General features: G+C 37.8%; 24 protein-coding genes. 13 read left to right on the forward strand and 11 right to left on the reverse strand.

All coding sequences use genetic code 11. The annotated features are described in order from the left end of the window. Positions 1-3: 3 nt before the first annotated feature. From mnhG to uppP, 8 genes are read right to left on the reverse strand one after another with little or no spacing between them, the layout of a single operon-like run. Positions 4-381, reverse strand: a complete 378-nt coding sequence (gene mnhG, locus AC6QZF_RS06450) for a monovalent cation/H(+) antiporter subunit G (RefSeq protein ID WP_499799061.1) — start codon at positions 379-381, stop codon at positions 4-6. Beyond that, positions 378-650 (reverse strand): MrpF/PhaF family protein, encoded by a 273-nt coding sequence (locus AC6QZF_RS06455; RefSeq protein ID WP_499799062.1) that lies wholly within the window; start codon positions 648-650, stop codon positions 378-380. Before AC6QZF_RS06455 ends, mnhG begins: the two co-directional genes overlap by 4 nt. After that, the gene (locus tag AC6QZF_RS06460) at positions 647-1,120 is read right to left on the reverse strand and encodes a Na+/H+ antiporter subunit E (protein ID WP_499799063.1); all 474 of its coding nucleotides are present in this window, start codon (positions 1,118-1,120) and stop codon (positions 647-649) included. The genes AC6QZF_RS06455 and AC6QZF_RS06460 overlap by 4 nt, the downstream gene beginning before the upstream one ends. Then, positions 1,117-2,628 carry a Na+/H+ antiporter subunit D gene (locus tag AC6QZF_RS06465; RefSeq protein ID WP_499799064.1) on the reverse strand — a complete coding sequence of 504 codons (1,512 nt, stop codon included), beginning with the start codon at positions 2,626-2,628 and terminating at the stop codon, positions 1,117-1,119. The genes AC6QZF_RS06460 and AC6QZF_RS06465 overlap by 4 nt, the downstream gene beginning before the upstream one ends. After that, complete coding sequence (locus AC6QZF_RS06470) at positions 2,629-3,006, reverse strand: Na+/H+ antiporter subunit C (RefSeq protein WP_499799065.1); 378 nt, start codon at positions 3,004-3,006, stop codon at positions 2,629-2,631. 3 nt (positions 3,007-3,009) lie between these two features. Further along, positions 3,010-3,423: a Na+/H+ antiporter subunit B gene (locus AC6QZF_RS06475; RefSeq protein WP_499799066.1), complete on the reverse strand. Its 414-nt coding sequence runs from the start codon at positions 3,421-3,423 to the stop codon at positions 3,010-3,012. After that, positions 3,420-5,747 (reverse strand): putative monovalent cation/H+ antiporter subunit A, encoded by a 2,328-nt coding sequence (locus AC6QZF_RS06480; RefSeq protein ID WP_499799067.1) that lies wholly within the window; start codon positions 5,745-5,747, stop codon positions 3,420-3,422. Before AC6QZF_RS06480 ends, AC6QZF_RS06475 begins: the two co-directional genes overlap by 4 nt. A gap of 30 nt (positions 5,748-5,777) precedes the next feature. Beyond that, the gene (gene uppP / locus AC6QZF_RS06485) at positions 5,778-6,617 is read right to left on the reverse strand and encodes an undecaprenyl-diphosphatase UppP (protein ID WP_499799068.1); all 840 of its coding nucleotides are present in this window, start codon (positions 6,615-6,617) and stop codon (positions 5,778-5,780) included. A gap of 142 nt (positions 6,618-6,759) precedes the next feature. On the opposite strand from uppP, the gene AC6QZF_RS06490 reads away from it, so the two are divergent. The 3 genes from AC6QZF_RS06490 to AC6QZF_RS06500 all read left to right on the forward strand — a co-directional run bounded on the left by AC6QZF_RS06490 (position 6,760) and on the right by AC6QZF_RS06500 (position 10,432). After that, positions 6,760-7,503 carry a pyridoxine 5'-phosphate synthase gene (locus AC6QZF_RS06490; protein WP_499799069.1) on the forward strand — a complete coding sequence of 248 codons (744 nt, stop codon included), beginning with the start codon at positions 6,760-6,762 and terminating at the stop codon, positions 7,501-7,503. Positions 7,504-7,513: 10 nt separating this feature from the next. After that, positions 7,514-9,436 carry an asparagine synthase (glutamine-hydrolyzing) gene (asnB, locus tag AC6QZF_RS06495; RefSeq protein WP_499799070.1) on the forward strand — a complete coding sequence of 641 codons (1,923 nt, stop codon included), beginning with the start codon at positions 7,514-7,516 and terminating at the stop codon, positions 9,434-9,436. Positions 9,437-9,511: 75 nt separating this feature from the next. Then, complete coding sequence (locus AC6QZF_RS06500) at positions 9,512-10,432, forward strand: L,D-transpeptidase (protein ID WP_499799071.1); 921 nt, start codon at positions 9,512-9,514, stop codon at positions 10,430-10,432. Positions 10,433-10,487: 55 nt separating this feature from the next. Here AC6QZF_RS06500 and AC6QZF_RS06505 read toward each other — a convergent pair whose 3' ends face one another. The 3 genes from AC6QZF_RS06505 to AC6QZF_RS06515 form a co-directional block, all read right to left on the reverse strand. Continuing rightward, positions 10,488-11,363: a phosphoribosylaminoimidazolesuccinocarboxamide synthase gene (locus tag AC6QZF_RS06505; RefSeq protein ID WP_499799072.1), complete on the reverse strand. Its 876-nt coding sequence runs from the start codon at positions 11,361-11,363 to the stop codon at positions 10,488-10,490. Further along, positions 11,364-13,556, reverse strand: a complete 2,193-nt coding sequence (locus AC6QZF_RS06510; RefSeq protein ID WP_499799073.1) for a sodium-translocating pyrophosphatase — start codon at positions 13,554-13,556, stop codon at positions 11,364-11,366. It lies immediately after the preceding gene. A gap of 108 nt (positions 13,557-13,664) precedes the next feature. Next, positions 13,665-14,927 carry a bifunctional folylpolyglutamate synthase/dihydrofolate synthase gene (locus AC6QZF_RS06515; RefSeq protein ID WP_499799074.1) on the reverse strand — a complete coding sequence of 421 codons (1,263 nt, stop codon included), beginning with the start codon at positions 14,925-14,927 and terminating at the stop codon, positions 13,665-13,667. A 79-nt stretch (positions 14,928-15,006) separates the two neighbouring features. Here AC6QZF_RS06515 and AC6QZF_RS06520 point away from each other — a divergent pair, with 79 nt between their 5' ends. The 10 genes from AC6QZF_RS06520 to AC6QZF_RS06565 all read left to right on the forward strand — a co-directional run bounded on the left by AC6QZF_RS06520 (position 15,007) and on the right by AC6QZF_RS06565 (position 26,310). Continuing rightward, positions 15,007-15,726 carry an SDR family NAD(P)-dependent oxidoreductase gene (locus AC6QZF_RS06520; RefSeq protein ID WP_499799075.1) on the forward strand — a complete coding sequence of 240 codons (720 nt, stop codon included), beginning with the start codon at positions 15,007-15,009 and terminating at the stop codon, positions 15,724-15,726. A gap of 3 nt (positions 15,727-15,729) precedes the next feature. After that, positions 15,730-16,722 (forward strand): dTDP-glucose 4,6-dehydratase, encoded by a 993-nt coding sequence (rfbB, locus tag AC6QZF_RS06525; protein ID WP_499799076.1) that lies wholly within the window; start codon positions 15,730-15,732, stop codon positions 16,720-16,722. Further along, on the forward strand, positions 16,719-17,582 hold the full coding sequence (rfbD, locus tag AC6QZF_RS06530; RefSeq protein WP_499799077.1) for a dTDP-4-dehydrorhamnose reductase: 864 nt from the start codon (positions 16,719-16,721) through the stop codon (positions 17,580-17,582). Before rfbB ends, rfbD begins: the two co-directional genes overlap by 4 nt. 318 nt (positions 17,583-17,900) lie before the next feature. Continuing rightward, the gene (locus AC6QZF_RS06535; protein WP_499799078.1) at positions 17,901-18,473 is read left to right on the forward strand and encodes a cytochrome c3 family protein; all 573 of its coding nucleotides are present in this window, start codon (positions 17,901-17,903) and stop codon (positions 18,471-18,473) included. 9 nt (positions 18,474-18,482) lie between these two features. Continuing rightward, positions 18,483-18,656, forward strand: coding sequence for a hypothetical protein (locus AC6QZF_RS06540; RefSeq protein WP_499799079.1), 174 nt, complete (start codon positions 18,483-18,485; stop codon positions 18,654-18,656). Between the two features lie 4 nt (positions 18,657-18,660). After that, positions 18,661-21,669, forward strand: coding sequence for a 4Fe-4S dicluster domain-containing protein (locus AC6QZF_RS06545; RefSeq protein ID WP_499799080.1), 3,009 nt, complete (start codon positions 18,661-18,663; stop codon positions 21,667-21,669). After that, positions 21,666-23,048 carry an NrfD/PsrC family molybdoenzyme membrane anchor subunit gene (gene nrfD, locus AC6QZF_RS06550; protein ID WP_499799081.1) on the forward strand — a complete coding sequence of 461 codons (1,383 nt, stop codon included), beginning with the start codon at positions 21,666-21,668 and terminating at the stop codon, positions 23,046-23,048. Before AC6QZF_RS06545 ends, nrfD begins: the two co-directional genes overlap by 4 nt. Beyond that, positions 23,038-24,180, forward strand: a complete 1,143-nt coding sequence (locus AC6QZF_RS06555) for a quinol:electron acceptor oxidoreductase subunit ActD (RefSeq protein WP_499799082.1) — start codon at positions 23,038-23,040, stop codon at positions 24,178-24,180. The genes nrfD and AC6QZF_RS06555 overlap by 11 nt, the downstream gene beginning before the upstream one ends. Continuing rightward, complete coding sequence (locus AC6QZF_RS06560) at positions 24,177-25,355, forward strand: quinol:cytochrome C oxidoreductase (RefSeq protein ID WP_499799083.1); 1,179 nt, start codon at positions 24,177-24,179, stop codon at positions 25,353-25,355. Before AC6QZF_RS06555 ends, AC6QZF_RS06560 begins: the two co-directional genes overlap by 4 nt. A 19-nt stretch (positions 25,356-25,374) precedes the next feature. Further along, positions 25,375-26,310: a c-type cytochrome gene (locus AC6QZF_RS06565; RefSeq protein WP_499799084.1), complete on the forward strand. Its 936-nt coding sequence runs from the start codon at positions 25,375-25,377 to the stop codon at positions 26,308-26,310. The last annotated feature ends 13 nt before the right edge of the window (positions 26,311-26,323 follow it).

Consider the following 26,323-nt stretch of genomic DNA (forward strand, 5'->3'; position numbering starts at 1 on the left):
AGTTTATTCCTTATTTTCATAATAATTTTTGAGAGACTTGTTTTTTAAATCGTATTGTCCTTCGAGGTGGTTGGCTTTTGTTTTTTCCCAGAGAACAGCACCATCGAGATATCCGGCTCGACCTATCATATGAGAGGAAACAGGTGAGGTCATAAACACAAATATTACAATAAGGATAGAGCGAGAATAAACAGCAAGATCGTGAAAGAATACAGCAGTTCCGACGATAACCAAACCAACCCCGAGGGTACTGGCTTTGGTAGTAACAGAAACACGAGTGTAAAGGTCAGGCATTTTAACTAAACCGATAGCAGTAAGAAAAATAAAAATACTGCCAGAAACAATTAAAACACCAGCAATAATTTCGAGAATAGTATTCATTGCAGGTTTCTCCTTTCAAGGTAATAAGCGAAAGAAACAGTTCCGAGGAAGGAAATAAGAGCTAATATTAATGCAACATCCAGAGCCATTGTCTTTTTCATATAAACGCCGAAAGCAGCCATAAAAGCGATGCCAATTGAAGTCATAGTGTCGAGAGCGACAATACGATCAGCGATATCTGGCCCGGCAATAAGTCGGAACAAAGAAATAAGCACAGAAAGAATAATCAATGGCAACGAAATATATAAGCAAATATCGAGGAAACTCATCTCATAACCTCCAAAAGTTTTCTTTCAAGACCATTTTTTAAATCTTTGATAAAAGTATCGACATCATCAACATACATAGCGTGTATATATAGAGTTTTTCTATCGTCCGAAACATCAATACTCCAGGTGCCCGGTGTCATAGTAATCATATTAGCAAACAAAGTAATTTCTAAATCAGTTTTGCAATCGAGTGGGATTGCCAAAATTGCTGGTTTCATAAAATATCCGGGAGTAGCAACATCGTAGGCAACTTTCAAATTGGAAACAATAATTTCTTTTATAAAATAAAGAATAAACCAAATGACTTTGAAAAAACGGGTAAAATATGGTGTTGGTTCGGTTGATTTACGAGTAATAAAAAGGAAGATAAAACCAAGAAAAAAGCCTTCGAAAAAGGCGTATAGATGCATATTTCCTTGAAGAAACATCCAGATAAAAGCAAACATAATATTAACCATCAGTCTATTCATTGGGCACCTCCAAGAACAGCGTTAATGTAGATAGAAGGATTGAGAAGCTGGTGAGCAGCTTCATTAGCATAATTGAGGAAAGGCTCTGGATTTAGTCCAATAAATAAAGTAATTGCTGCAAGAAAAATAATTGGAGCAAACATCATAGCGATTTTGAATTTTGGCAGTTGGCGAAGTGTTTGCTGTTCAGCTGCAAATTCAGCTTTTTGCTCTTTCCAGAAAACTTCGTTCCAAATTTTTATCATAGAAAACAAAGTAAGCAATCCGACGAACAAAGATACAGCAAGCGCAAGGTATTCTCCTTTTTCGACGGCAGCAACAGCAACTGTGTATTTTGCCCAGAAGCCAGAGAGTGGTGGCACACCACCGAGCGAAAGAGCCGGTATTAAAAATAACAAGCCAAGAAGTGGATATAATTTAAGTACACCACCGAGCTTTTTCAGCAGGTAAGTACCTTTTAGTTCATTGACAACGCCTGAAACAAAGAATAGATTAGTTTTTACAATGATGTGATGAAAAATATAGAAAACACCGCCAGCAATACCAAGTGGGGTCATAAGTCCCAATCCCAAAATCATATAACCAATCTGGCTGATTATATGAAATGATAAAATTCTGCGGAATTCCATCTGAGAGGCAGCACCAAGCACACCCGAGAGCATAGTAAGCATTGCGATGATAATAATTATTGTGTGAGTGAAGGCAACATCAGTAACAAATATTAGTGTAAAAACTCTGAAAAGTGCGTAGACACCTACTTTGGTAAGCATACCAGCAAAAATTGCCGACACAGCTGCTGGTGGCGTATGATACGAAGCAGGAAGCCAGAAAAATAGTGGGAATATGGCGGCTTTGATACCGAACGAAACTAAAAAGAACATTGCCATAACATTGACAATACCTTTATTAGGGAGCATAGGGATTTTTCGGGCTAAATCTGCCATATTTAATCCGCCAGTAATCCCATAGAGAATCCCTACTCCAACAACAAAAAGAGATGATGAGAGCAGATTTAAAATTACATATTTTATAGCACCTTCCAGTTGCGAACGTTTGCCACCCAAAGCAACAAGAGAAAAAGATGAGATAAGCAGCACCTCGAACCAGACGAACATATTGAACAAGTCGCCCGTCATAAAAGAGCCGTTTATACCCATAATCATAATTTGTAACAGAGGGTAGTATCCGAAATGCTCTCGAGTTTCGTCCATTGTCCCAAGGGAATATATTGAGGTTGCAAATCCAATGATAGCTGAAACAAGTATCATAGTCATTGTAAGCAAATCGGCAGTAAAGATAATACCAAATGGTGCTTTCCAGGCACCAATGTAAAGACATTGTATTCCACTTGTTTTAACATACCACGTAAGATATATAGCAAGGACTAAAGTAATTGTCGAGCCCAAAGCATTAATGATTCTTTGAATTGAACGATGTTTCCAGAAAAACAGCATAATAATTCCGATAAATAGCGGAAAAACAACAGGCATAGCTAAAATTGAGTTCATCTACTTGTCCCCCGGAATATCTTCGTTACACATAATGTCGGTAGAATTCATTTTATCTAAGTCGTCATCGCCAACTTTTTGGAAAGCCTTACGGAAAAGAGCGATTGCGAAGGCTTGAGTGCCGAAACCTATAACAATTGCAGTTAAAATCAAAGCTTGTGGAAGTGGGTCGGCATAAGTGCCTTCGAGAGTGCTTGCGTTTTCGGGGATAAATGCAGCCAAGCCTTTTGTAACGCGAGCAACTGAAAAGATGGTCAGATTAACTGCATTGCCAAGGAAGACCATACCTAAAATTACTTTCACAAGGCTCCTTCGCAACATTAAGTAGAATGCTGATGTGGCTAATATCCCAACAATTATTGCTAATACAAATTCCATACATTACTCCTTATCTTCGAACAAAGTGAAAATGATGTTGAGAGTAACACCCAAAACGGTGAAATAAACACCAGTATCGAAAACTGTTGGGGTTCCTAAACTCCCGACGATAGGTAATTTATGCTCGTACCAAACACCTGTCATCAGTGGCTTCCCAAATAATATAGGGAAAACAGTACTACTTGCAGCAAGGAACAATCCAAACGCTAATACTTTTATTGGTTGTAGTCGGAATATAGTTTTAACTTTGTCAATACCAAAACCCAGAAGGTAGAGCGAATAAGCAGCAGAAGCGACAAGGCCGCCAACGAAGCCACCTCCGGGATGATTATGCCCACGAAAGAGCAAAAAAACGGAAAAAATAAGCAACAGTGGTAACAAATACATTGTCATTGTTCTTAGAATAATTGATCTCATTGCTCGCCTCCTTGCTTTCTCAGACGAAGTAAAGAATAAACACCAACAGCAGCAATCGAAAGCACAGTAATTTCGCCCATAGTATCAAATCCACGGAAATCTACAAGAATTACATTGACAATGTTTTTCCCATGTCCGATTAAATAACTTGTTTGAGCAAAGTATTCGCTAAGCCCAGTGTCGAATTTACCATATGCACTAACGAAAATAATTATCATTGTGAAAATTGAACCGAATGCTAATGCAATAACTAAATCGCGAATTCTTGTTTTTAGTTTTGAATAAGTGAAAAAACGAGGCAATTTGTATAAAACGAGCACAAACAAAATAACAGAAAGGGTTTCGATGGAAAGTTGTGTCATTGCTAAATCAGGTGCGCCGTAAATAATATAAATCAATGAAATTAGCGCCCCAACAATGCCCATAGATGCAATAGCAGAAAGACGCCCCTGGGAAAGAAGAGCAAAAACACTTGCAATTAGGACAGTTATCAACATCGAAATATCGTATATATCTATGCCTGCAATACTTCTTTCAATCGAAATTGCAAAGGCATTTAGAATGCTTCCCGAGGTGTTGAAACCAAAAAACGAACCACCAACTAACAAAATGAACAGGGCTAAAATTGTAAATATATAATAGCGAAGATGACCATTTTGCAAAAATTTAGTTTGAATTTCGGCAAAACTTAAAGTTCCATTGAAAATATAATCGTACCATTTTGAGGGGAAAAAGTATTCCGGTATTCTAATTTTCTCGATAAATTCAACAAGCGACTTGCGATTAAGAACAAAAATAAGCCCAACGACAATTGTCAGAGCGCTTAGCAGCAACGGTAAATTAAATCCGTGGAACAGCGCAAGATGATGCGAAGCCGAAGGAAAAATTGATTGCAAAGCTTTGTTAGTAAGTCCGTCCACAGTGGAACCAGCAAAAAGACCGGACACCAAGCCCAACAATGCAAAAGCAACGGGTCCACTTGTCATCTGAAATGGGGCTTCGTGAACGTGTTCGGAAGGAGATTTGTATTCGCCGAAGAATGGCAGAATGCCGCTATACGCCATAACAGCAAAAATGTTTACAGCAGAAATCACAGAAATTGTAATAAATAAGGTGCTATATTGACCAGAAAGCAAAGCTGTTTCGTAAAGCATTTCTTTGCCGATGAAGCCAATAAAAGGAATAATACCCATACCCGAAAGAGCGGCTAAAACACCAATTAATGCGGTAATAGGTAAATATTTACGTAGCCCACTGATATTACGGATATCGCGAGTTCCAGTTTCGTGGTCAATAATCCCAGCAGTAAGGAATAGCGCACCTTTGTAGAGGGAATGAGCGAACAAATATATTATCATTGCAGAAATAGCTTTTTCACCACCGAGTCCGATTAGCATAGTAAGAGTGCCAAGCACAGAAACAGTAGAGTAAGCGAGAAGGCGTTTTAAATCTGTTTGCTTCAAAGCCATGGTCGATGCCATAAGCATTGTCCAACCACCGAAGCCACCAAGCAGCCACATCCAGAGTTCAGTCCCACCAAGAATAGGCAAAAACTTAATCATAAGAAAAACACCAGCTTTGACCATTGTAGCAGAATGTAAATATGCGCTAACCGGAGTTGGTGCTTCCATTGCGTTCGGCAACCAAAAATGGAATGGGAATTGAGCCGACTTTGTAAATGTACCGATCAAAAAAAGAATCAATATTGAAGGATAGAGAGCGTTATTTATCAAATTGCTATGAAAAGCAGACATTTGAGAAATTTCATATGTGCCAGCAATTTGTCCAATAATGATAACACTTGCAAGAAGTGCCAATCCCCCACCGGCTGTAACCAGCAATGACTGCAAAGCAGCATAACGCGAGCGTTCCTGTTCGTGATTAAATCCGATTAGCAAAAATGAGCTAATTGATGTGAGTTCCCAGAAAACGAAAAGAGCAAGCGTATTATTGCAAGTTACTACACCAAGCATAGAAGCCATAAAAATGCTTATGTAGATGTAGAATGGCACAATCTTTTCGCTTTTTGCTAAATAGGCAGAAGCGTAAAGATACACTACAAAACCAATCCCGCTAATGATAAGAGCAAATAGAAGATTAAGTCCATCAATCATAAAATTAAGATTGATTTTAAGGGAAGGAATCCAGTAGAACGTCGTTAAGATTTTTTCGCCTGCCAATACATTAGGTAAAAATTGCAAATAGAAGATAAATAGCGAAAGCGGCAAAATCGAAAGCAGTGCTCCCGCTACTTTCCTATTTAACTTGAAGATAAGCGGCACTATGCAGGCAACAATAAATCCTGATAATACAGCAATAAGCATCAAAAATACTCCAAAATATTTATTTATCTGTTAGTTAGCATAAATAAAAATTAAAATAGCAATACCAATAATTATTCTGTAAACAATAAAAATATAAGTTGAGTGTTGCTTTAGATATTTTATGAGAAAATCAATAGTAAAATATCCACTAATAGCGGAGACCGCTGTTGCCACAAGAATATTTAACCAATCGCCAGCAGAAACAAAAGATAAAGCCTGATAGAACTGGAGCAAACCGCTAGCAAAAATTGCAGGTATGCTAAGCAAAAAAGAGAATCTTGCGGCAGTTTCGCGCTTCATTCCTAATAACAAACCTGCTGTAATTGTTGTGCCCGAACGAGATGAACCCGGAATAAGTGCAACGCATTGAGCAAACCCAACCGAAAGAGCATCCCAAAAATTCAAATCTTTTTCGGACTTGCGAAGCTTAGCTATTTTCTCGGCAAAAAGCAAAATCAAAGCCAAGGCAATAAGACTTATGGCAATAACTGTAAGACTTTTAGTGAAATCGCCTTCAATAATCTTTTTAAGAGCAAGGCCGATTGTCATTATAGGCAAACTTCCAACGATAACAAACCAACCGAGACGGCTATTCAGACTTTGTTGTGGAAAAGAAAGTCGATTTTTCCCAAGATTTTCGCGTAAAAATGCTGTTGGAATGTCGTAAATTTCGCGACGAAAATACCAGAGAACAGAAAACAGAGTGCCAAGCTGGATAATTGCAATAAAAGCAGTCCATTGCTCTGGGTGAGTGTGGTCGATAGTTCCAAAAAGTTCGCCGAAAATTGTAAGATGAGCAGTAGAACTAATAGGAATGAATTCTGTAAGACCCTGGATTAATCCTAAAATAATAGCAACAAACAAACTCATTATGAAAACTTATAGTTTAAAATATTAATTGAAACATAATGCACTTAAAAAAACAAATTAACAAGAATTATTGAAATTTGGAAAAGTGATAAGTTTTTTTTCTTATTTTTGTAAATATTTTTTTATTTGGGGAGTCCAATTGATGATACGGCTTAATGTAAATATCGACCATATTGCAACAATACGCAATGCACGTGGTGGGAACGAGCCTGATCCGGTTGTTGCAGCATCGTTAGCTGAGTTGGCAGGAGCAAGTGGAATAGTATGTCATTTACGAGAAGACCGCCGCCATATAAACGATAGGGATTTGCGACTTTTGCGGGAAACAGTGCAAACCAAATTAGATCTTGAAATGGCGGCAAATGAAGAAATAATTCAAATTGCGTTACAAACACGACCAGAATTAGTTACAATTGTTCCTGAAAAGCGTCAAGAGCTTACAACTGAAGGTGGGTTAGATGTTTTTTCGCAAAAAGATAAGATTAAATCTCTATGCGAGAGAATGCATGAGCGAGGAATAGAAGTAAGTTTGTTTGTCGAACCAGAAGAAAAGCAAATAGTAGCTGCCAAAGAAGTTGGTGCAGATATGGTCGAACTTCACACAGGGGCTTACGCTCATGCCAAAACTCCCGAACGTTTCAAATTCGAGCTAAATAGGATTATTAATGCCGCCGCTTATGCTGGCAATCTTGAATTGAAAGTAGCAGCAGGACACGGACTAAACTACTACAACACAAAGCATGTTTGTTACATTTATGAAATTGAGGAATTAAGTATTGGCCATTCAATTATATCGCGTGCTGCATTTGTAGGAATTGAACGAGCAGTAAAAGAAATGATTGAACTCATAAATAACTCAACATTACACAGGAACATAGATATTTAATTTAATTTGTATGTGTGGAATAGCAGGAATATTCAACTACTCTGGACAGCAAAACGCTATAAGCCAAGAAATTTTAAAAAAAATGTCTGATTGTATCGTTGAGCGAGGTCCTGATTCAGATGGCACTTATATTTCCAATGATGAACTATGCGGAATGTCTTTTCGTCGATTGGCAATAGTAGATCTTTCTTCGAATGGCAATCAGCCAATGCAAACTGCCGATTGGCAATTCTCGATTGTGTTCAATGGTGAGATATATAATCATCTTGATGTTCGCAAGCAATTGATTGAATTAGGGTTTAATTACCGCTCCAAAACTGATACAGAAACAATTTTATATGGATATGTAAGATGGGGAAAGGAAGTTTTGCAAAAATTGCTTGGGATGTGGGCAATCGCAATTTACGATAACAGCAGACAGGAACTTTTTTTATCACGGGATAGAATTGGAATCAAGCCTTTATATTTTTACAACAAAAATGGGATTCTACTATTTGCCTCGGAGATAAAATCAATTTTGGCTCATCCGCTGGTAGAAAAAGAGTTCAATTTCGATGAATTACCTAATTATTTAAATTACGGATTGTCTTCCACCCGTGGAACATTATTTAAACATATATACAAAATTCCTGCTGGGCACTATTTAATAATCAATAAGAAAGGCGAGATAAAATTACAACGGTTTTGGAGCCCGTTCAACGGGGAAAAGGAAAAAGAGTTAGAACACTTGAATGACAAAGAAATTCAAGTTCAGTTGCTTGATTTGTTGCGGCAGTCAATCAAAGCACGAATGATGAGCGATGTTCCATTCGGGGTGTTTCTAAGTGGTGGAATAGATTCGAGTGTGAACGTTGCACTAATGGCAGAGCTCATGAATCGCCCGGTAGATACCTTCACGGTTGGTTTTCGAGAACTTGAAAAATACAATGAACTTGAATATGCGAGAAAAATAGCAAAAATTTTCAAAACGAATCATCACGAAATATTAATTAATGAGAATGATGCAATTGGCATATTAGAAAAGCTCGCCTATCGTGAAGACGAACCGAATGCCGATCCAGTTTGTATTCCTTTATATTTTTTATCGAAATTGACACGTGAAAGCGGCACAATAGTTGTGCAAGTAGGCGAAGGAAGCGACGAACAATTTGCAGGTTACCCGTGGATTGTTCAGCATTACAATGTGTATGAAAAATACTGGAAGCATTACATAAAATTACCGCAACTGATTAGAAAATCGGCTTATTTTGCTGCAAAGCCTATTTTGAATGCAACAGGTCAAATTTTGGCACTTGATTATATTCGGCGAGCTGCTTACGGTGAGCAGTTTTATTGGAGTGGTATGCCGATTTTTTCTGTTTGCCACTTGCAAAAACTCTTCGGAGCGAATTTTGAGCATTTAGTAACGAAGCCAGCGGAATATTCTGACTACTTACACAGGCAAGCACTTGAACTATCGCCGAACGCTGATTACTATCAGCGAATGGCGTATTTGGAGCTTACTCAGCGGCTTGCTGAACTCTTGCTAATGCGAGTTGATAAAGTTACAATGTCGCATAGCATTGAAGCACGCGTCCCGTTTTTAGACCACAGAATAGTTGAATTTTCAACAGCGTTAAAAGCAAATCGCAAGATGCCAGATGGCAAAACAACCAAATACATCTTGAAAAAAGCAGTCGAAAACATTCTTCCAACTGATATTATTTACAGACGGAAGCAAGGTTTTGCCGCACCTGTTGAAGAATGGCTACGCAAGGAATGGCGCCAGTACGCTCAAAATGAAATTATGAATTCCTATTTTGTTCAAAATAGCATTTTCAATAAAAAATACGTTGAAAAACTCATAGCAGAACATCATTCACATAAATCAAATAACTCAAAACAAATTTTTGCACTTCTGATGTTATCGCTTTGGTGGAAAAAGTATTTTTAATTGTGGCATATTTCTTGCGTAATTAAAAAAACTTTTGAATTTCAACCAAAGTTGGTAATTTTGGAACGGGCAATTATGATTAAGAAATCAAAAAATATAATTTTGCCATTGATATTGGCAGTGATTGTGTTTATTAGCTCAACTCAGGATAAAGCTAATAAAATTTCACAGATTGCATTGCCCGACGAAGAGGAATTAAGCAAACGCACACCAATTCCACTGATTTTTTCCCCCGTTAAGGATACTATTTATGTGTTGGGCGATGAATATGTAGAAATCTGCTTGACAACTCAGACAGCAAAATTAGTTAAAAGAAATGGCGAAATCTTCGAGTATAAAATTAGCTCGGGTAACCCATATATTTCTCAGGGAATGGAGACAACAACGGGTGTTTTTACGGTGCAATCGAAATCACCGAAAGCAATATCCAAGCAGTTCGATAATGCAGAGCTCTTTTGGTGGATTGGATTTAACGGTAATATTGGTTTTCACGGGCTTGCGGGAAATGGGTACTACCATCATTTAGGCGTTAGGTCGTCCTCACACGGATGCGTGAGAATAAGCCGTGAGGACGGTAAAGATTTGTATGAGAAAGTGCGAATAGGCACTCCGGTAATGGTTTATAAAACCGAGCCAGCAAGAATATTTGCTTTTGCAGATTTTGATTTTTATGTAAAATCGCCTTCCGCAATATTATTAAACGATGATGCAAGTATAAGAAGACTATTGAGTAGTCGGCTTGATAATCTATATCAAGGTAAAGCACACACAAAAAATAAAATGAGATTGTTTATTGATGGAGCCACCAAATTGAGACAACTGAAAATTTCGGAAGGAGATTTTGCAAAAGTTTCTATAATACAGGAAGTACCTATGGGTGAAATTCCACTTCAAGCAGTTGCCAAAGACAGATTGAATAGGAATCAAATCTTGATTGCCCGTGCAAGTAAGCAAAAAGATGAATTATCGGAAAATAAAGAGAAAAAGACAAATTAAAAATCGTTGAGTAAAATAAAAATCCCCAGCTTTGACGAGCCGGGGATTATTATTTTTAAGAATTAATTATCATTTCAAGAGCCATTTGATATTTGTCGAGGGTCCCGCTGATGATTTCAGGAGGCAGATCTGGAGGTGGAGGCTGCTTGTTCCAACCGGTGCTTTCGAGCCAATCGCGAAGAATTTGCTTATCGAAGTTTGTTTGAGGAACACCTGGAGCATAGTTTGCCTTCAACCAGAAGCGAGATGAGTCAGGAGTAAGAGCTTCATCGATTAGTATTATTTTGTCGTCGATTGTTCCAAATTCGAACTTGGTATCGGCAAGTATAATTCCGCGTTCTGCAAGGTAGTTTGCAGCAAATTTGTATAATTCTATTGAATCTTTCTCAATGATACTGTAAACGCTCTTACCAAGAATATCTTTTGCTTTTTCGGGAGAGATATTTTCGTCGTGTCCTGCTTCTGCTTTGGTAGAAGGCGTAAAAATGGGTTCGGGAAGTTGCTCGAATTCTTTAAGTCCTGTTGGCAATGGAATACCGCAAATAGTTTGTGATTTCTGATATTCTTTCCAGCCGCTACCGGCAATATAGCCACGGACAATACATTCGACAGGGAGTGGTGAGCATTTTTTCACCATCATCGAGCGGCCATCGAGGACATCTCTGTATTTGTGGCAAATATCGGGATAATCATCAACATTTGATGAAATGAAATGGTTGTCGATTATGTGTTTAGTATTTTTGAACCAGAATTCAGAAATTTTGTTAAGGATAATTCCTTTGCCGGGAATAGGTTCATTCATTATCACGTCGAAAGCAGAGATGCGGTCGGTAGCAACAAACAAAAGGCATTCGCCGAGGTCATATACATCTCGGACTTTACCTCGGCGAATGAGAGGAATATCTTGAAAGTTTGTTTCGAAAACGTTCATTTAGAGCATTCCTGCAATAACAAGAGAAACAACAGCCATTAACTTTATAAGGATATTGAGCGATGGGCCGGAAGTATCTTTGAATGGGTCACCAACTGTGTCGCCAGTAACGGCTGCTTTGTGTGGGTCTGAACCTTTGTAGTAACGTTTGCCGTCGATTTCGACACCTTCTTCGAACATTTTTTTAGCATTATCCCAAGCACCACCAGCATTAGCTTGGAAAACAGCAAGCAGAACACCAACAACAGTAACACCAGCGAGCAAACCACCTAATGTTTCAGCACCGAAAGCAAATCCAACAAAAAGCGGAACAATCACAGCAAGAAGGCCAGGAGCAATCATCTCACGAATAGCAGCTTTTGTGGAGATGGCGACGCATTTGGTATATTCGGCAGCGTCTTGCGCTTGGTGCAAAGCGTCTAAATCTTCTTTGCTCCATTCTTTTTTATCTTTATCTCCATATTTTTTCATTAATTCGAGGGCTTTAACCATCGAAGGGATTTCAGTAAATTGGCGACGCACTTCTTTGACCATACTCATAGCAGCGCGTCCAACAGCCCCCATAGATAAAGCACTAAAAACAAAAGGAAGCACTCCACCGATAAACAATCCAGCCATTACGTTTGCTTTGGAAATATCGATGGATTTAATATGAGCAGCAGTCATAAACGCACCAAAAAGTCCCAATGCAGTTAAAGCAGCGGAACCGATAGCAAAGCCTTTTCCAATAGCAGCAGTAGAATTACCGACAGCATCGAGTTTATCGGTGCGAGAGCGAACTTCTTTTTCGAGTTCGCTCATTTCTGAGATACCGCCCGAGTTGTCTGCAATAGGACCGTATGCGTCAACTGCGAGCTGAATTCCGGTTGTAGCAAGCATACCGACAGCAGCAATTGCTATTCCATAGAGACCAGCATAATAGAAAGAACCAACAATAGCAATAGCGATAAGAATAACAGGAATTGCTGTAGAAAGCATACCTGTTCCAATTCCAGCAATAATGTTGGTAGCGTGTCCAGTTAGAGATTGCATAGCAATTTTGCGAACGGGAGGTTTGCCCAAGCCAGTGTAATATTCAGTGATAAAGCCAATACCAACACCAGCTAAAAGCCCAACTATTGTTGCAAGGAAAACGCCAAGAGAAGTGATAGTAAATACTTGATTATACAGTGGGTCTTCGTATAGCCATTGTTCGGGGAGAATCCAGTGAATAATCAAGTAAGAAACGATAATCATAAGTACGGCTGCAATACTTGTCCCGACATTAAGTGCAGCTTGCGGATTGCCGCCTTCACGAACTTTTACGAAAAACGTTCCGATGATAGAAACAATTATACCAGCACCTGCAAGGAAAAGAGGTAGAACAACAGCTGAGAGACCTTTGAACAAGGTTGCTTGAAATTCAGGCACAGCAAAGAATGATGCACCAAGAACCATCGCGGCTACAATAGAACCAACATAGGATTCGAACAAGTCAGCCCCCATACCAGCTACGTCGCCTACGTTATCGCCAACGTTGTCGGCAATAGTTGCAGGATTAAGCGGATGGTCTTCGGGGATTCCGGCTTCGACTTTACCAACGAGGTCAGCGCCGACGTCTGCTGCTTTTGTATAAATACCGCCACCAACTCTTGCAAAAAGTGCAATTGACGAAGCACCGAACGAAAAGCCCGTTACAACATTTACCACTTTCAATATAGCTTCGCTTGAACTTAGACCATCAAAAGTGTTATTATATAAAAGGAATAGTATGCTTAAGCCTGTAACACCGAGGCCAACAACGCCCATACCCATAACAGAGCCCCCAGTAAATGCAACACGCAAAGCACTGTTTAGCCCTGTGCGAGCAGCACTAGTTGTGCGAACATTTGCTTTTGTTGCAACTCGCATCCCAATAAAACCAGCTAAGCCTGAACAAAAGGCTCCAACTATAAAGGAAAGCCCGACAAGTGGATGTGTGTTCTCTGTATTTGCACCCTGAATAGTAAGCAGAATTGCAACAAGAACAACGAAAATCGCAATCATTTGATACTCAGCTTTGATAAATGCCATAGCACCGTCTGCGATTGAACGGGAAATTCGCTGCATCCTTTCGTCGCCGGCATCCTGACGGCTAATCCACTTTGCCCTTATGTAAGTAAAGAGCAATGCAATTAAACCAGCAATAGGAATTAAAAATAGTAGTGAATCCATCTAAAACCCCTTAAATTAGTAAATATTAATTGTTTAGTGATGCACAGAAATATTTGTTATTTAGTTCAAAATTAATCACAAATAAGATAAATAAAAAATAAAAAAACATTAATAATCAATGTCTGCAAGTAAATAGAAAGAACCGGTAACAATAAAAGGTTCATTTCTTGATTTAGCGAATTCAAAAGCTTGCTGTGGATTTTGAACTACTATATTTGTAATTTCTAATTTATCTGCTATTTGTTTGATGAAATCCGAGGGCATAGCACGCTTGGTAAATGGTTGAGTAATAATAAGTAAATTAGTTATATGTTTTATTTTATCCAGCATTTCTGAAACGTTTTTATCCGACATAACACCAAATACTATATTGAATTTTACATTTGGAAAGATTAATTGTGATGTTTCGGCAAGTTTTTCGAACGCGGCAGGATTGTGAGCAGTATCGAGAATTACCATTGGACAACGAGATATAATCTGGAACCGACCGAAAAGACCGGTATTTTCAACAACATTTTTCACGCCATCAGAAATTGACTGCTGCAAAACACTGAAATAATGATTTATATTTTCCAGTGCTAATATAGCAAGCGAATGATTAATAGTCTGGTGGTTACCCAGAAGAGGAGAATTGATTAAATAAGTATTTGAATTAGTTTTTATTTGAAATTGCATTGTATAATCAGGATTTATACCAATAATTTTTGTTATTGCACCATCGGATTGAATTAGACGGCTATTTCGTTCAACGCAAATATTTTCGATTACTTTATATGCGTTAAAAGGCAATTCACCTAAAAGAGTTGGCGTATTTTGCTTTATTATGCCGCCTTTTTCGAAAGCAATTTGTTCGATAGTATTGCCTAAATAATCTGTATGTTCGATAGCAATGCTTGTAATAATACTTAAAAGCGGTGCCAAAACATTAGTTGCATCAAGACGCCCACCTAAACCTGTTTCAACAATGGCAATTTCTACATTGTTGCGAGCAAAATAGTCGAAAGCAATTGCAGTCGTAATTTCGAAAAAAGTGGCATCAACGCTCTTCCCTATTTGCATATACTTTATTGCGAGTTGCACCAATTCATCATCAGGAATTATTTTGCCACTTATGCGAATACGTTCATTGAATTGTTTTATGTGGGGTGAAGTATAAAGCCCAGTTCGATAACCTGCTTCTGTCAGTATTGAGGCAATAAGTGAGGCGGTTGAACCTTTGCCGTTTGTTCCTGCAATATGAATAGATGGAAATCTGTTGTGTGGGTTCCCGTTTTTTTCGAGCAGGTAGGAAATTCTATCAAGTCCGGGATTAATACCTTTGCGTTCGAGCGAGAACAATTTTTCAAGTATTTTTTCTTTTGTATCAAACATATCAGACCTTTTAATACAAATAAAAATCAGTAAAAAACGTAAATAAGTTAATTACAATAATAACTATTTTGGAGATTTTATGTCTAATAATTCTTTGCAAGGTAAAACAATATTAGTTACAGGAGCAAGCAAGGGGATTGGGAAAAGTATTGTGGAAGTGCTTGCCCGTTATGATTGTCGAGTAATTGCAACTGCAACAAAAAATGATAGTTTCACAAATTTTGAAATTAAGAGTGATAAGATTGTATTTGAGGCATTTGATTTGAACAACGAAAGCGAACTTATTGCAGGAATTGAGAGACTAAAATCAAACAATCAAATTCCTGATATAGTAATCAATAATGCGGGCGTTGGAATTTTCAAAAATTTTGTGGATTTTTCGGCCATTGAGATAGATAAATTGATAAATGTAAATTTCAGAGCACCTGTTTTGCTTTCAAAATCTTTTTTGCCGGGAATGCTTGAGAAACAATTCGGTATGTTTGTCAATATTATTTCAGTAGCGGCAGTGGAGAGTTTCCATCGTTCTTCGCTCTATGGGGCAACAAAAGCTGCGTTGCTCGAAACTATGAAAACAATTCGCAAAGAGTACAGGCACCAAGGTATCAAAGTGCTGAATATATTGCCTGGAGCAACAAGGACGCCAATTTGGTCGGCGAAGGTCGTTCAGCAATATGGCGATAGAATGATGTCTCCGAAAGCACTTGCAGAATTAATAGTAGCAAATGTTGCTCTTGCTATTGAGCAGGACATAATGCCTGAAGAAATAGTTGTTCGTCCGCATTATGGAGATTTATAGAAGATGAAAATATTAATCACAGGCGGTGCAGGATTTATTTTTTCACGAGTTGCAGAATTTTGCTTGAATGCGGGTTATGAGGTTGTAATCGTTGATAAGCTCACATATGCAGGAGATTTAGCACGGATAAATCATATTTTTGATAAAATAAAATTTTATCAAATTGATGTTTGTAATCAAAAAGATGTGTTCGAAGTATTTGAGCGTGAAAAACCTGAAATAGTAATACATTCCGCCGCTGAAACACACGTTGATAGGAGTATATTAGATGGCAAGCCTTTTCTGGAAAGCAATGTTATTGGAACTTATGTATTGTTGGAAGCAGCTCGAAAATTTAATACAGAAAAATTCCTAAATATTACTACTGATGAAGTTTATGGAGAACTTGGCAATGAAGGGCATTTTTACGAGACAAGCCCGCTGCAACCGAACTCGCCTTATGCAGTGAGCAAAACATCAGCAGATATGTTAGGACGCTCATATTTGCGGACATATCAATTGCCGGTGATAACTGTTCGCCCATCGAACAATTATGGAATGTTTCAGTACCCAGAAAAGTTAATTCCGGTAGTTTTTCTGAAAGCATACAATAATGAGAAAATACCGGTTTACGGGAAGGGCGAAAACATTCGCGAGTGGTTATTTGTTGATGACACAGCCCGAGCTATGCTACGAATCATTGAAAATGGAGTAGTTGGAGAAGTCTATAATGTTGGTAGTTCCGAAGAACGAAGAAATATAGATGTGGTTAGGAATATTTTGGAAATAATGGGCAAGACGAACGAACTAATTGAATTTGTCAAGGATCGTCCGGGACACGATTTTCGTTATTCACTTTCGTGCGAAAAAATAAAACAAGAATTGGGATGGCAGCCAGAGATAGGTTTTGAAGAAGGCTTACGAAGAACTATTGAATGGTATTTTAAGAATATTGATTGGCTACTAAAAAAAATTGAGCAATTAAGAAAATATTGGGAAGTAGCTTACAAGCAATGAAAAATATATCAAAGGCAAAATTTATTATAACAGGCGGTGCGGGTCAGCTTGCACGTGAGTTTTGCAATTTGCTGAATAAGGCAAATGCTAAATACATTGCATTAGATATAGACAAGCTTGATATTTCGAATATTGATAAATTAAGCAAAATATGCAAAGAATATAAGCCGGATTTTCTTATTAATTGTGCTGCATATAATAATGTTGATGCTGCTGAAAGTGAATTCGAGACTGCATTGAAGGTAAATTTTACGGGTTCGAAGAATATTGCAACATTGAGCACTGAACTCAAATTCAAAGCAATTCATTTTAGCACTGACTACGTTTTTGGTGGGCGCGAGCAATTCATTCCGTTCAAAGAGCAAGATGAAACTGCACCACTTAACAAATATGGGATTTCGAAGCTCAAAGGTGAGCAGATATTTTTAGAAATTTCACCAAAAAACCTGGTGTTTAGGGTGAGCTGGCTTTATGGAGAAGGTCGGCAGAATTTTATTTATAAGTTGCTGCAATGGACGGAAACCAGAAACGAGATATTAATTGCAAATGATGAAATTTCAGTGCCGACAAGCACGTATTTTGTAGCGAAGAACGTATTAGAAGCACTTGATTCAAACGGTTTATTTCATCTTGTGCCCGATGGGTATGTGTCGAGGTACGATTATGCAAAGTTTGTGTTGAACAAATTAAAAATAGATGCACTGGTTAAGCCAATATCAGCTGAATATTTCAAATTACCCGCTCGAAGACCAAATTTTTCAGCAATGGATAGTGCGTTATTTTTCAGTTTGTTTAATCTGGGGAAGAAGCATTGGAGCGAGTATTTAGAAGAATTTCTGGTTAAGAACAAATTTGAATAGAAATTAATATTACTCCTTCCCTATTTTTTCACGTAAAGCGTTTTATACAAAATTCTGTTACCAATTTATAAATTTGTATTTTAAAAAATCAAAGTTTACAAAACCCATATCATTAAAAAAAATTAATTGATTTTTATTACCATAAAAAGAAAATTTAGCCGTTATAACAACTGTAAATTATTCTAAATTAATCAAAATCAGAGATTTTTTTTATTTAAAAATAATTTTTCTTGATTAAAAAGTAAGATAATTGTAACTTATTTTTAGAAATCAGATACAGAAAAACCAAACAAGTTCGCAATAAATATATAGGTTCAAATGAAAAAAGTTTTTTTTGACTACGTTTTAAAAGTTCGGCTACCGGTAACATTATTTGTAATATTTGGTGCATTTGCAGTTACATATTATGTGGCGCGCCCCGAGCGGGACGGAATAGGATATGAACCAGAGCAACCTATTGCGTTTTCGCATCGGCTGCACGCAGGAGAAATGCAGATTGACTGTCAGTATTGCCACACAAGCGTCGAAAAATCGCGTCACGCAAGCATTCCGGCAGCGAACATTTGTATGAATTGCCACTCTGTGGCGCGCAAGGACAAGCCAGAAATTATAAAGCTCACGAAGTATTATGAGCAAAACAAGCCTATTCCATGGAAGCGTATCCACAAAGTTCCGCACTATGCTTATTTTAGCCATCAAGCACACGTCACACAAGGTATTCCTTGCCAATCCTGCCACGGAGCAGTAGAGAATATGGATGTTGTTATGCAGGTGAACTCATTTACGATGGGAAGCTGTATCGAGTGCCACAGAAATCCAAACAGTCGGCTCCCAAAAGATTTCCCGAAAATGAAAACTGCCTACGTTCATTGTAACGCTTGCCACAGATAAGGAGGAACTATGAAAGAGAATAAGCGAAATTTTATCAAGAAAGCCGCCCTTGGTGTGCTTTCCTTTCCACTGATTAGCAACATTTCTATTGAAAGCCTTGTAAAAAAAGTATCCATACCTAAAAAGCCAAAAACGAAAGTCAAAATCCACTCCCATGCTGTAAAAAGAAATACAGGAGAATAAGCGAATGAAGTATTTTTTCAACTTATTTAAGAATAAATCTGAATTTAGCAGAAAATCAAAGGCAGCACCTAAATTTGAGAAAATGTCCGCAGAAAGTCGAAGACGTTTTCTTGCTTTGATGGGTGCAACAACTGCAATTACCGCAACTGCCTGCAAAGATTATCGCGACAAGGGTGAAATTATCTCTTACAATAAAAAGCCACAAGATGTAACTTACGGGAAAGCAAACTATTACGCATCGACTTATCGCGATGGCTCGCCCATTCTGATAAAAACCCGCGAAGGACGACCAATAGGGATTGCGGGCAATGACATTCACCCGATAAGCAAAGGCAAAGTGTCAATTCAGGCAGAAGCAAGCGTCTTAGAGCTATACGATCCTCAAAGATTAAAATACCCACTCAAAAATAGTAACAAAACTGAATGGAAAACTGTAAATAAGGATATTATCCAGCGCTTTCAAGATATTTCATCAAAAGGCAAAGAAATTGCTATAATTACAGGAAAAATTAATTCACCAACTTATGCAAAACTATTAGAAGATTTTGCAAGTAATTACCCAAATATAAAGATTTATCCGATAGAACTATTTAGCGATAGGAATAGAAGATTAGCATGGGCTACATGCTACGAAAGCAATGAATATCCAGCAATTGATTGGAGCCAAGCTAATATCGTTGTATCTCTGGAAGCCGATTTATATGCAACAGATGGTGTCCCCTATGAACAAATAAACGAATTAACTAAACGCAGAAGTGGAGAGAAAGCCGAAAATTTCAATAGAATTTATGCAATTGAAGCAAGTATGTCTTTGCTTGGGGCAAATGCTGATTATCATTTAAGGTTACACCCGACTGTGTATTATCCATTATTGTTGGCAATCTACAATGATTTGGTGGAAAAATTAGCTCCGTTCGGACATACTACAATAGGCGATTTTTCGCTCGAAAAAGTAATCAGAGAACATAATTTAAATCAAAAGCATATTAATTTACTCGTTAATGATTTGCTCAATAATCAAGGTAAGTCAATTATTTATGTAGGTGATAATTTACCTGTTCAACTACATATAATAGCAAATTTCATTAATGATATTCTTTCTGCTTATGAACTATATGACTATAATTCAAGTTATGTTGAATTCTACAAGATTTTAGAGCCTGCTGAAATTGAAGAATTAATTATAAAAATGAAGCAAGGCAAAATTGGAGCAGCAATTTTTGCAGACATTAATCCAGCATATTTATTGCCCCCAGATTTTGACCTACAAGGTGCATTAAAAAATGTCGATTTCAAAATTTCACTAACAGAAAAAGCAAATGAAACTTCTAAACTTTGCGATTATGTTTTGCCAATCAATCATCCCTTCGAATGTTGGGGCGATTACCAAGCAAGAAAAAACATAATTAATTTGCAGCAACCAGTTATAGAACCTATATTTGATACACGTCAAAAAGAAGCAATATTGCTTAGTTGGATAAATGGGAAAAATGAAGAATACTCATTTGATTTGTACCATAAATATCTAAAAAATAGATATATAGAAATTTCAAAACAATTTAATACACTCGACTTTGAAAGTTTCTGGTATAGTGCATTGCACGACGGCTTTATCCAATTGAAGAGCAACGAAAAATCAACAAAGAAACTTAATTTAATAATTTTACGACAAACTAAAAAACCGATTGAAGATAGCGGAATTTCGATAGTTCTGAAAAAAAGCCCGTTAATTGGAGACGGCAGATATGCTTCGAATGGTTGGTTGCAAGAAATTCCTCATCCAGTATCTAAAATTGTTTGGGATAATTATGCTGCAATTTCCCCAATTACTGCAAAACGTTATGGGCTTGATTACAAAGATTTCAAAAGTTCTATGATTAAAATATCTATTGGCAGCAAACAAATTACAATGCCGATACTTTTGCAACCGGGCGTTGCCGAAGATACTCTTGTAATTGAAGTTGGTTACGGAAGAAAAGATGCAGGAACAATTGGAACTGGAATTGGATTTGATGCAATACCATTGATGGATAAGACACTTTCGGTAATTTTATCCGGTGCAAGAATTGAGAAAACAGGCAAGAAATACAAATTATTTGCTACTCAAGAATTTCATAAGCTCGAAGATAAGTATTTGAAGGACCTTCACAGAAAACGACAACTAATTCAAGACGGAACGGTTGCGATGTATTTAAGCAATCCGGATTTCATACAAGAACAAAGAATAATGAGCGAAGAAGAAATTGAAAAACACAGTGTAAATCCACCGCACGAATATCCCGAAGCGAAATGGGCAATGGCTGTTGATTTGAGTCGCTGTGTTGGATGTTCTAATTGCGTAGCTGCATGCAATGTTGAAAACAATATACCAATTGTCGGAAAAGAAGAATGCGGGAACGGTCGAGAAATGCACTGGATTAGAATAGACAGATATTATAGCGGAACGAGCGAAGAACCTATTGTTAGTTACTTGCCTGTAATGTGTCAGCATTGCGATATGGCACCATGTGAAAATGTTTGTCCGGTGGTGGCAACGACCCACAGCACAGACGGACTAAACCAGATGACATATAACCGCTGTGTAGGAACCCGCTATTGTGCAAATAACTGTCCTTATAAAGTTAGGCGTTTCAATTTTTACGATTTCCGACATCGTTTTGCAGATGGTTACTATGAGCAAGACAGTTTAGAATTGTTGCATAATCCTGAAGTTACTGTACGTTCGCGTGGAGTGATGGAAAAATGCACATTTTGCGTTCAGCGAATAGCAGAGGCAAGACAAGATGCAAAATCGAAAGGCAAAAATTTCACAGGGGCGGAAGTTCGCACAGCTTGCCAAGAAGCTTGCCCAGCAAGTGCAATAGTATTTGGAAACATAAATGACCCGAATTCAGAAATATCGCAATTAATGAAGAGCAAACTTGGATATAAACTAATCGAGATACTGGGAATAAAGCCCAATGTAACTTACCTTGCTAAATTAAGGAACACAAATTCGGAGGACTTGACGTGAGCATAGAAGTATTAAAAGAGCCTTCGGTCATAGAAGGTAAGCCAACTTTTGTAGAAATAGATGAGCAAATATCTGCTCCAATTGATAAATTGCCGAATATTAAATATTTGATAGCGTTGGGTATTACTTCCACGATGTTGCTTATCGGTATAATCTGTATTGGTGCAACTTTTTTCTATGGAATAGGCCTTTGGGGAAATAATAACCCTGTCGGATGGGCTTTTGATATTATCAACTTCGTGTTCTGGGTAGGAATTGGTCACGCTGGGACATTGATTTCGGCAATATTGTTTCTATTCAGGCAGAAATGGAGAACAGGCATTGCAAGATTTGCCGAGGGTATGACAATATTTGCAGTTATGACAGCTGCACTGTTCCCACTGATTCATGTTGGACGTCCATGGCTTGCGGGATATTTATTCCCATATCCAAATCAACATCATTTATGGGTGAATTTTACTTCGCCTTTGTTGTGGGATGTGTTTGCTGTATCTACCTATTTTACTGTTTCGTTTGTGTTCTGGTATATTGGGTTAATACCAGATTTTGCGACATTACGAGATAGGACTAAAAGCACGATAAAAAAGATAATATATTCAATATTAAGTTTAGGTTGGCGTTTTTCGAACCGTCATTGGCATAATTACGAGATGATTTATTTAATTCTTGCAGGGTTTGCAACGCCGCTTGTGCTATCGGTGCATACTATTGTTAGTTTCGATTTTGCTGTATCGATTATGCCCGGCTGGCATACTACAATTTTCCCACCGTATTTTGTTGCCGGAGCAGTTTTTTCTGGTTTTGCAATGGTGCAAAATGTATTGATAATAATTCGCAAAATATTCAATTTTGAACATATAATTACGCTTGATACACTCGAGAAGATGAATAAAATTATGCTTGCAACAGGAACAATGGTAGGTTATGCTTATGGAATGGAGTTTTTCATAGCTTGGTATAGCGGAAGTCAATTTGAAAGTTTTGTTTTCATCAATCGTGCTTTCGGACCTTATGCTTGGGCTTATTGGATAATGGTGTCCTGCAATGTTGTATTCCCTCAACTATTTTGGTTTAGGAAAATACGTCGAAATATCCCAATAATGTTTGTAATAGCAGTTCTGGTAAATGTAGGAATGTGGTTTGAACGATTTGTGATAATAGTAACTTCACTTGCACATGATTTTATGCCATCGAGTTGGGCGTATTACAAACCAACGCTTGTAGATTTCGGGATATTGGTTGGTAGTTTTGGCTTGTTCTTTACTCTGCTTTTGCTATTTATAAAGGCAATGCCTGTTATATCAATAGCAGAAGTCAAAGCAGTGCTTGATGGAGCTCAACCTCACCACACTCACAATGGAGGTCATAATGGAAAATAAGATAATATATGGAGTAACGGGAATTTTCGATACACCCGACGAAATCATTTCTGCCGTAAAACAAGTAAAATCAAGCGGTTTCGAACGATTTGATGTCCACACACCATATCCAATTCACGGGATGCCGAAAGCGATGAAGTTGGGCACATCGCCGCTTGGTTATTTTGCTTTGGTATTTGGGCTGACTGGTGCATTTGCTGCATTTGCTCTAATGACTTATCTTATGGGCTATAATTATCCCTTGATAATTAGTGGTAAGCCATTTATTCCAATTCCTGCTTTTATTCCTGTTACTTTCGAAGTTACTGTGTTGCTTGCATCAGTAGGGACGGTACTTGCTATGCTATTTTTGCTATTTAAGTTTCCTAACAATAGCCACCCGCTGCACGACACAAATTATATGAAAAAAGTTTCCTCTAATAAGTTTGGTATTTGCATTGAAGCAAAAGATGAAAAATTCAGCAAGATGGAAGTTATTGAGTTCTTAAAAAAAATAGGTGCAAAAGACATTGAGGTTATCTATTACGACAATGATGCTTTGAACTTCAAAATAAATATTTTTGAGTGGAAGTTTGTTGCTTTTCTGGTTGTCTCTGCTCTGGTGGTATCGGGTGCAACATACATTGTATTGAATAAGCTAATGTTTGCACCGCCATTCAATTGGATGATGGGACAACATCGAATAGATGCACAGGTTGAAAGTAAATTTTTCGGCAAAGACAATTTTTCTATGAGAGTAGCCCCAGCGGGAACAGTAGCGCGAAACACAAATCAATTTAAATTTTCGGGACAACCTGAGCTTGCCGAGGCGAAGCTAATCAATCCATTAATTCCGACGGAGGAAAATTTACGTAAAGGTATGAAAAAATATGACATTTATTGCAGCCCTTGCCACGGTTATCACGGGATTGGAGATGCGCGACTAAATGGGCAGTTCCCAAATCCACCGAGCCTACATTCAGAGAAAGTGCGTAATTGGGGCGATGGACATATTTTTTATGTGATTACGGAAGGGCAGAACTCTATGCCATCATATTCATCTCAATTAACTAATGAAGAGAAATGGGCAATAGTTTTGTATGTACGTGCTTTACAAAGAGCTATGAATGCAAAAGAGGAGGATTTGAAATGATAGCAATAAATTATCAGAGGAAAGAATTATCATCGAAATTATTGAAAATTGGTGTTTTGCTATTAGCTTTAGGATTTATCATTGCTTTGCTTGGTTACGTAATAGATCATGAAAGAGCAGCCTTCAACGGAATAATATTACTAATGTTTGTGATGAGCGTTGGGCTGGGTAGTTTGTTCCTAATTGGCTTAGAGTATTTAGTAGGAGCTGATTGGAGTGTGCCATTTCGAAGGATAATGGAAATTTTGGCTATTGTAGTATTTGCAATTCCGGTGTTTTCTCTTCCGCTTTTTGCTAATTTGCATACTCTGTTTCATTGGACGCACATAGAAGATGTAATGAAAGACCCAATATTGAGAAACAAGATGCCATATTTGAACGAGATGTTCTTTTCAATTCGATCGACTGCGGCATTTGTGCTGATGTTTATTTTCTGGTGGTTGCTTGCGGGGCGTTCATTCGGACAGGATAGCACACCGACGAAAAATTTCAGAAAGATAACAGTGAGGATTTCGGCACTTTTTATGCCAATTTTCGCTATTGTGCTAACATTTATGGCGGTTGACTGGCTAATGAGCTTGGAGCCTCATTGGTTTTCGACAATTTTCGGAGTTTATTATTTTGCTGGAACATTTTCGGTTGCACTGGCAGTAGTTACATTGTTTGCAATATATTTGAATGAAAATGGGTATTTGGGCGAAGGCATTGAAGGCGACCATTATTATAATTTTGGTGCTTTATTATTTGCATTTACAAATTTCTGGGCTTATATAGCGTTTAGCCAGTTTTTGCTGATTTGGTATGCCAATTTGCCAGAAGAGACGTTCTGGTATCTTCATCGATGGGAAGGTAGCTGGGCTGTGATTTCGGTTGGAATAATCATTATTCATTTTATAGTTCCTTATGCTGTGTTGCTTCCACAACCAGCGAAGAGTGATCCGAAACGGCTAAAATTCATAGCGTGGTGGCTTGTGTTCGCTCATTTTTACGATCTGTATTGGTTGGTAATACCGACATATTCGCATAGTGGTGCAGTGTTTGGCTGGATGGAGTTATACCCCGTCTTGATTGCATTGGGAACTATTTTAATATTATTCTACTTTTTTGCAAAAAATAAAAATTTATTGCCAATTGGCGACCCGAAGTTGCCTAAAGGTATAAATTTCCATTTGTAATTTATTAAATGGTGAAGATATGGAAGAACTTAACAATAAAAAAATCGAGGAAGAAATAAATTTCAAGAATGTACTCCAAACTCCAATCCGCTGGTTTGGTGTAATATATCCTTACTTTATATTTCTAATTGTTACTGGAGGATTATATTACGTTTCTAACTTAAATAGCATAAATGAGAATAAAATAAAGCCATTGATTATTGATAGCACTCGGCTTAAATCGGAACTGCCCGTTCGTATGGCTGTTAGGATTGAAGGCGTGAACGTTAAAGAAATTGCGGAACCAACGGCTGAGTTGATTACGAAAGGGCGTGAGCTGTATCTTGCAAGCTGTGCGTCTTGCCACGGGAACGAAGGGCGAGGCGATGGAGTTGCAGGCTCTGGGCTTGTTCCTCCGCCAAGGAATTTTCTGAATAAAGACGGCTGGACTAACGGTATGACGTTGGCAGATATATTCAAAACTCTTGAAGAAGGTATCTCGGGAACTGGAATGGCGGCTTACGAGTATATGCCTGTGGCTGATAGGTTTGCAATTATTCACTTTATTCACTCGCTTATGGGCGATTATCCAGAGAATACAGTTGAAGAGCTTGAACAACTAAATATGAAATACAAGTTAGCCGAGGGACGTATTCTTCCAAATCAAATTCCAGTGGAAAAAGCCGTAAAGATAATTACTGAGGAAAACTTGCCAAATTTGAATAAAGCAATTGCTCACGGAAAGGTAATTAGTATTAATCAAAATAAAATAGAAAGTATAACAAAAGCAATTACTAATGAAGATGTTGCAGCATATTACCTTTCAAAATCTGATTTATGGCGGCGAAGTAATAACGATTTCAAAGAATATGTTTCGATTGGGTTACCGGCTAATGGGTTTAAAGCTGGATTTTACCTTCTATCGGAAGACGAAATAACCCAATTGAGAACTTTTCTTGCAGATGTAATCAAATAAATTGGAGAAATAA

It is taken from the genome of Eximiradius sp. (assembly GCA_937127445.1).
In the GTDB taxonomy this organism is placed as follows: domain Bacteria; phylum Bacteroidota; class Ignavibacteria; order Kapaibacteriales; family UBA2268; genus JAKIZO01.

Bases quoted from the DNA above. Each gene is read 5' to 3' on its own strand.
- mnhG (WP_499799061.1), bottom strand. From the start codon at position 381: ATGAATACTATTCTCGAAATTATTGCTGGTGTTTTAATTGTTTCTGGC.
- AC6QZF_RS06455 (WP_499799062.1), bottom strand. From the start codon at position 650: ATGAGTTTCCTCGATATTTGCTTATATATTTCGTTGCCATTGATTATT.
- AC6QZF_RS06460 (WP_499799063.1), bottom strand. From the start codon at position 1,120: ATGAATAGACTGATGGTTAATATTATGTTTGCTTTTATCTGGATGTTT.
- AC6QZF_RS06465 (WP_499799064.1), bottom strand. From the start codon at position 2,628: ATGAACTCAATTTTAGCTATGCCTGTTGTTTTTCCGCTATTTATCGGA.
- AC6QZF_RS06470 (WP_499799065.1), bottom strand. From the start codon at position 3,006: ATGGAATTTGTATTAGCAATAATTGTTGGGATATTAGCCACATCAGCA.
- AC6QZF_RS06475 (WP_499799066.1), bottom strand. From the start codon at position 3,423: ATGAGATCAATTATTCTAAGAACAATGACAATGTATTTGTTACCACTG.
- AC6QZF_RS06480 (WP_499799067.1), bottom strand. From the start codon at position 5,747: ATGCTTATTGCTGTATTATCAGGATTTATTGTTGCCTGCATAGTGCCG.
- uppP (WP_499799068.1), bottom strand. From the start codon at position 6,617: ATGAGTTTGTTTGTTGCTATTATTTTAGGATTAATCCAGGGTCTTACA.
- AC6QZF_RS06490 (WP_499799069.1), top strand. From the start codon at position 6,760: ATGATACGGCTTAATGTAAATATCGACCATATTGCAACAATACGCAAT.
- asnB (WP_499799070.1), top strand. From the start codon at position 7,514: ATGTGTGGAATAGCAGGAATATTCAACTACTCTGGACAGCAAAACGCT.
- AC6QZF_RS06500 (WP_499799071.1), top strand. From the start codon at position 9,512: ATGATTAAGAAATCAAAAAATATAATTTTGCCATTGATATTGGCAGTG.
- AC6QZF_RS06505 (WP_499799072.1), bottom strand. From the start codon at position 11,363: ATGAACGTTTTCGAAACAAACTTTCAAGATATTCCTCTCATTCGCCGA.
- AC6QZF_RS06510 (WP_499799073.1), bottom strand. From the start codon at position 13,556: ATGGATTCACTACTATTTTTAATTCCTATTGCTGGTTTAATTGCATTG.
- AC6QZF_RS06515 (WP_499799074.1), bottom strand. From the start codon at position 14,927: ATGTTTGATACAAAAGAAAAAATACTTGAAAAATTGTTCTCGCTCGAA.
- AC6QZF_RS06520 (WP_499799075.1), top strand. From the start codon at position 15,007: ATGTCTAATAATTCTTTGCAAGGTAAAACAATATTAGTTACAGGAGCA.
- rfbB (WP_499799076.1), top strand. From the start codon at position 15,730: ATGAAAATATTAATCACAGGCGGTGCAGGATTTATTTTTTCACGAGTT.
- rfbD (WP_499799077.1), top strand. From the start codon at position 16,719: ATGAAAAATATATCAAAGGCAAAATTTATTATAACAGGCGGTGCGGGT.
- AC6QZF_RS06535 (WP_499799078.1), top strand. From the start codon at position 17,901: ATGAAAAAAGTTTTTTTTGACTACGTTTTAAAAGTTCGGCTACCGGTA.
- AC6QZF_RS06540 (WP_499799079.1), top strand. From the start codon at position 18,483: ATGAAAGAGAATAAGCGAAATTTTATCAAGAAAGCCGCCCTTGGTGTG.
- AC6QZF_RS06545 (WP_499799080.1), top strand. From the start codon at position 18,661: ATGAAGTATTTTTTCAACTTATTTAAGAATAAATCTGAATTTAGCAGA.
- AC6QZF_RS06555 (WP_499799082.1), top strand. From the start codon at position 23,038: ATGGAAAATAAGATAATATATGGAGTAACGGGAATTTTCGATACACCC.
- AC6QZF_RS06560 (WP_499799083.1), top strand. From the start codon at position 24,177: ATGATAGCAATAAATTATCAGAGGAAAGAATTATCATCGAAATTATTG.
- AC6QZF_RS06565 (WP_499799084.1), top strand. From the start codon at position 25,375: ATGGAAGAACTTAACAATAAAAAAATCGAGGAAGAAATAAATTTCAAG.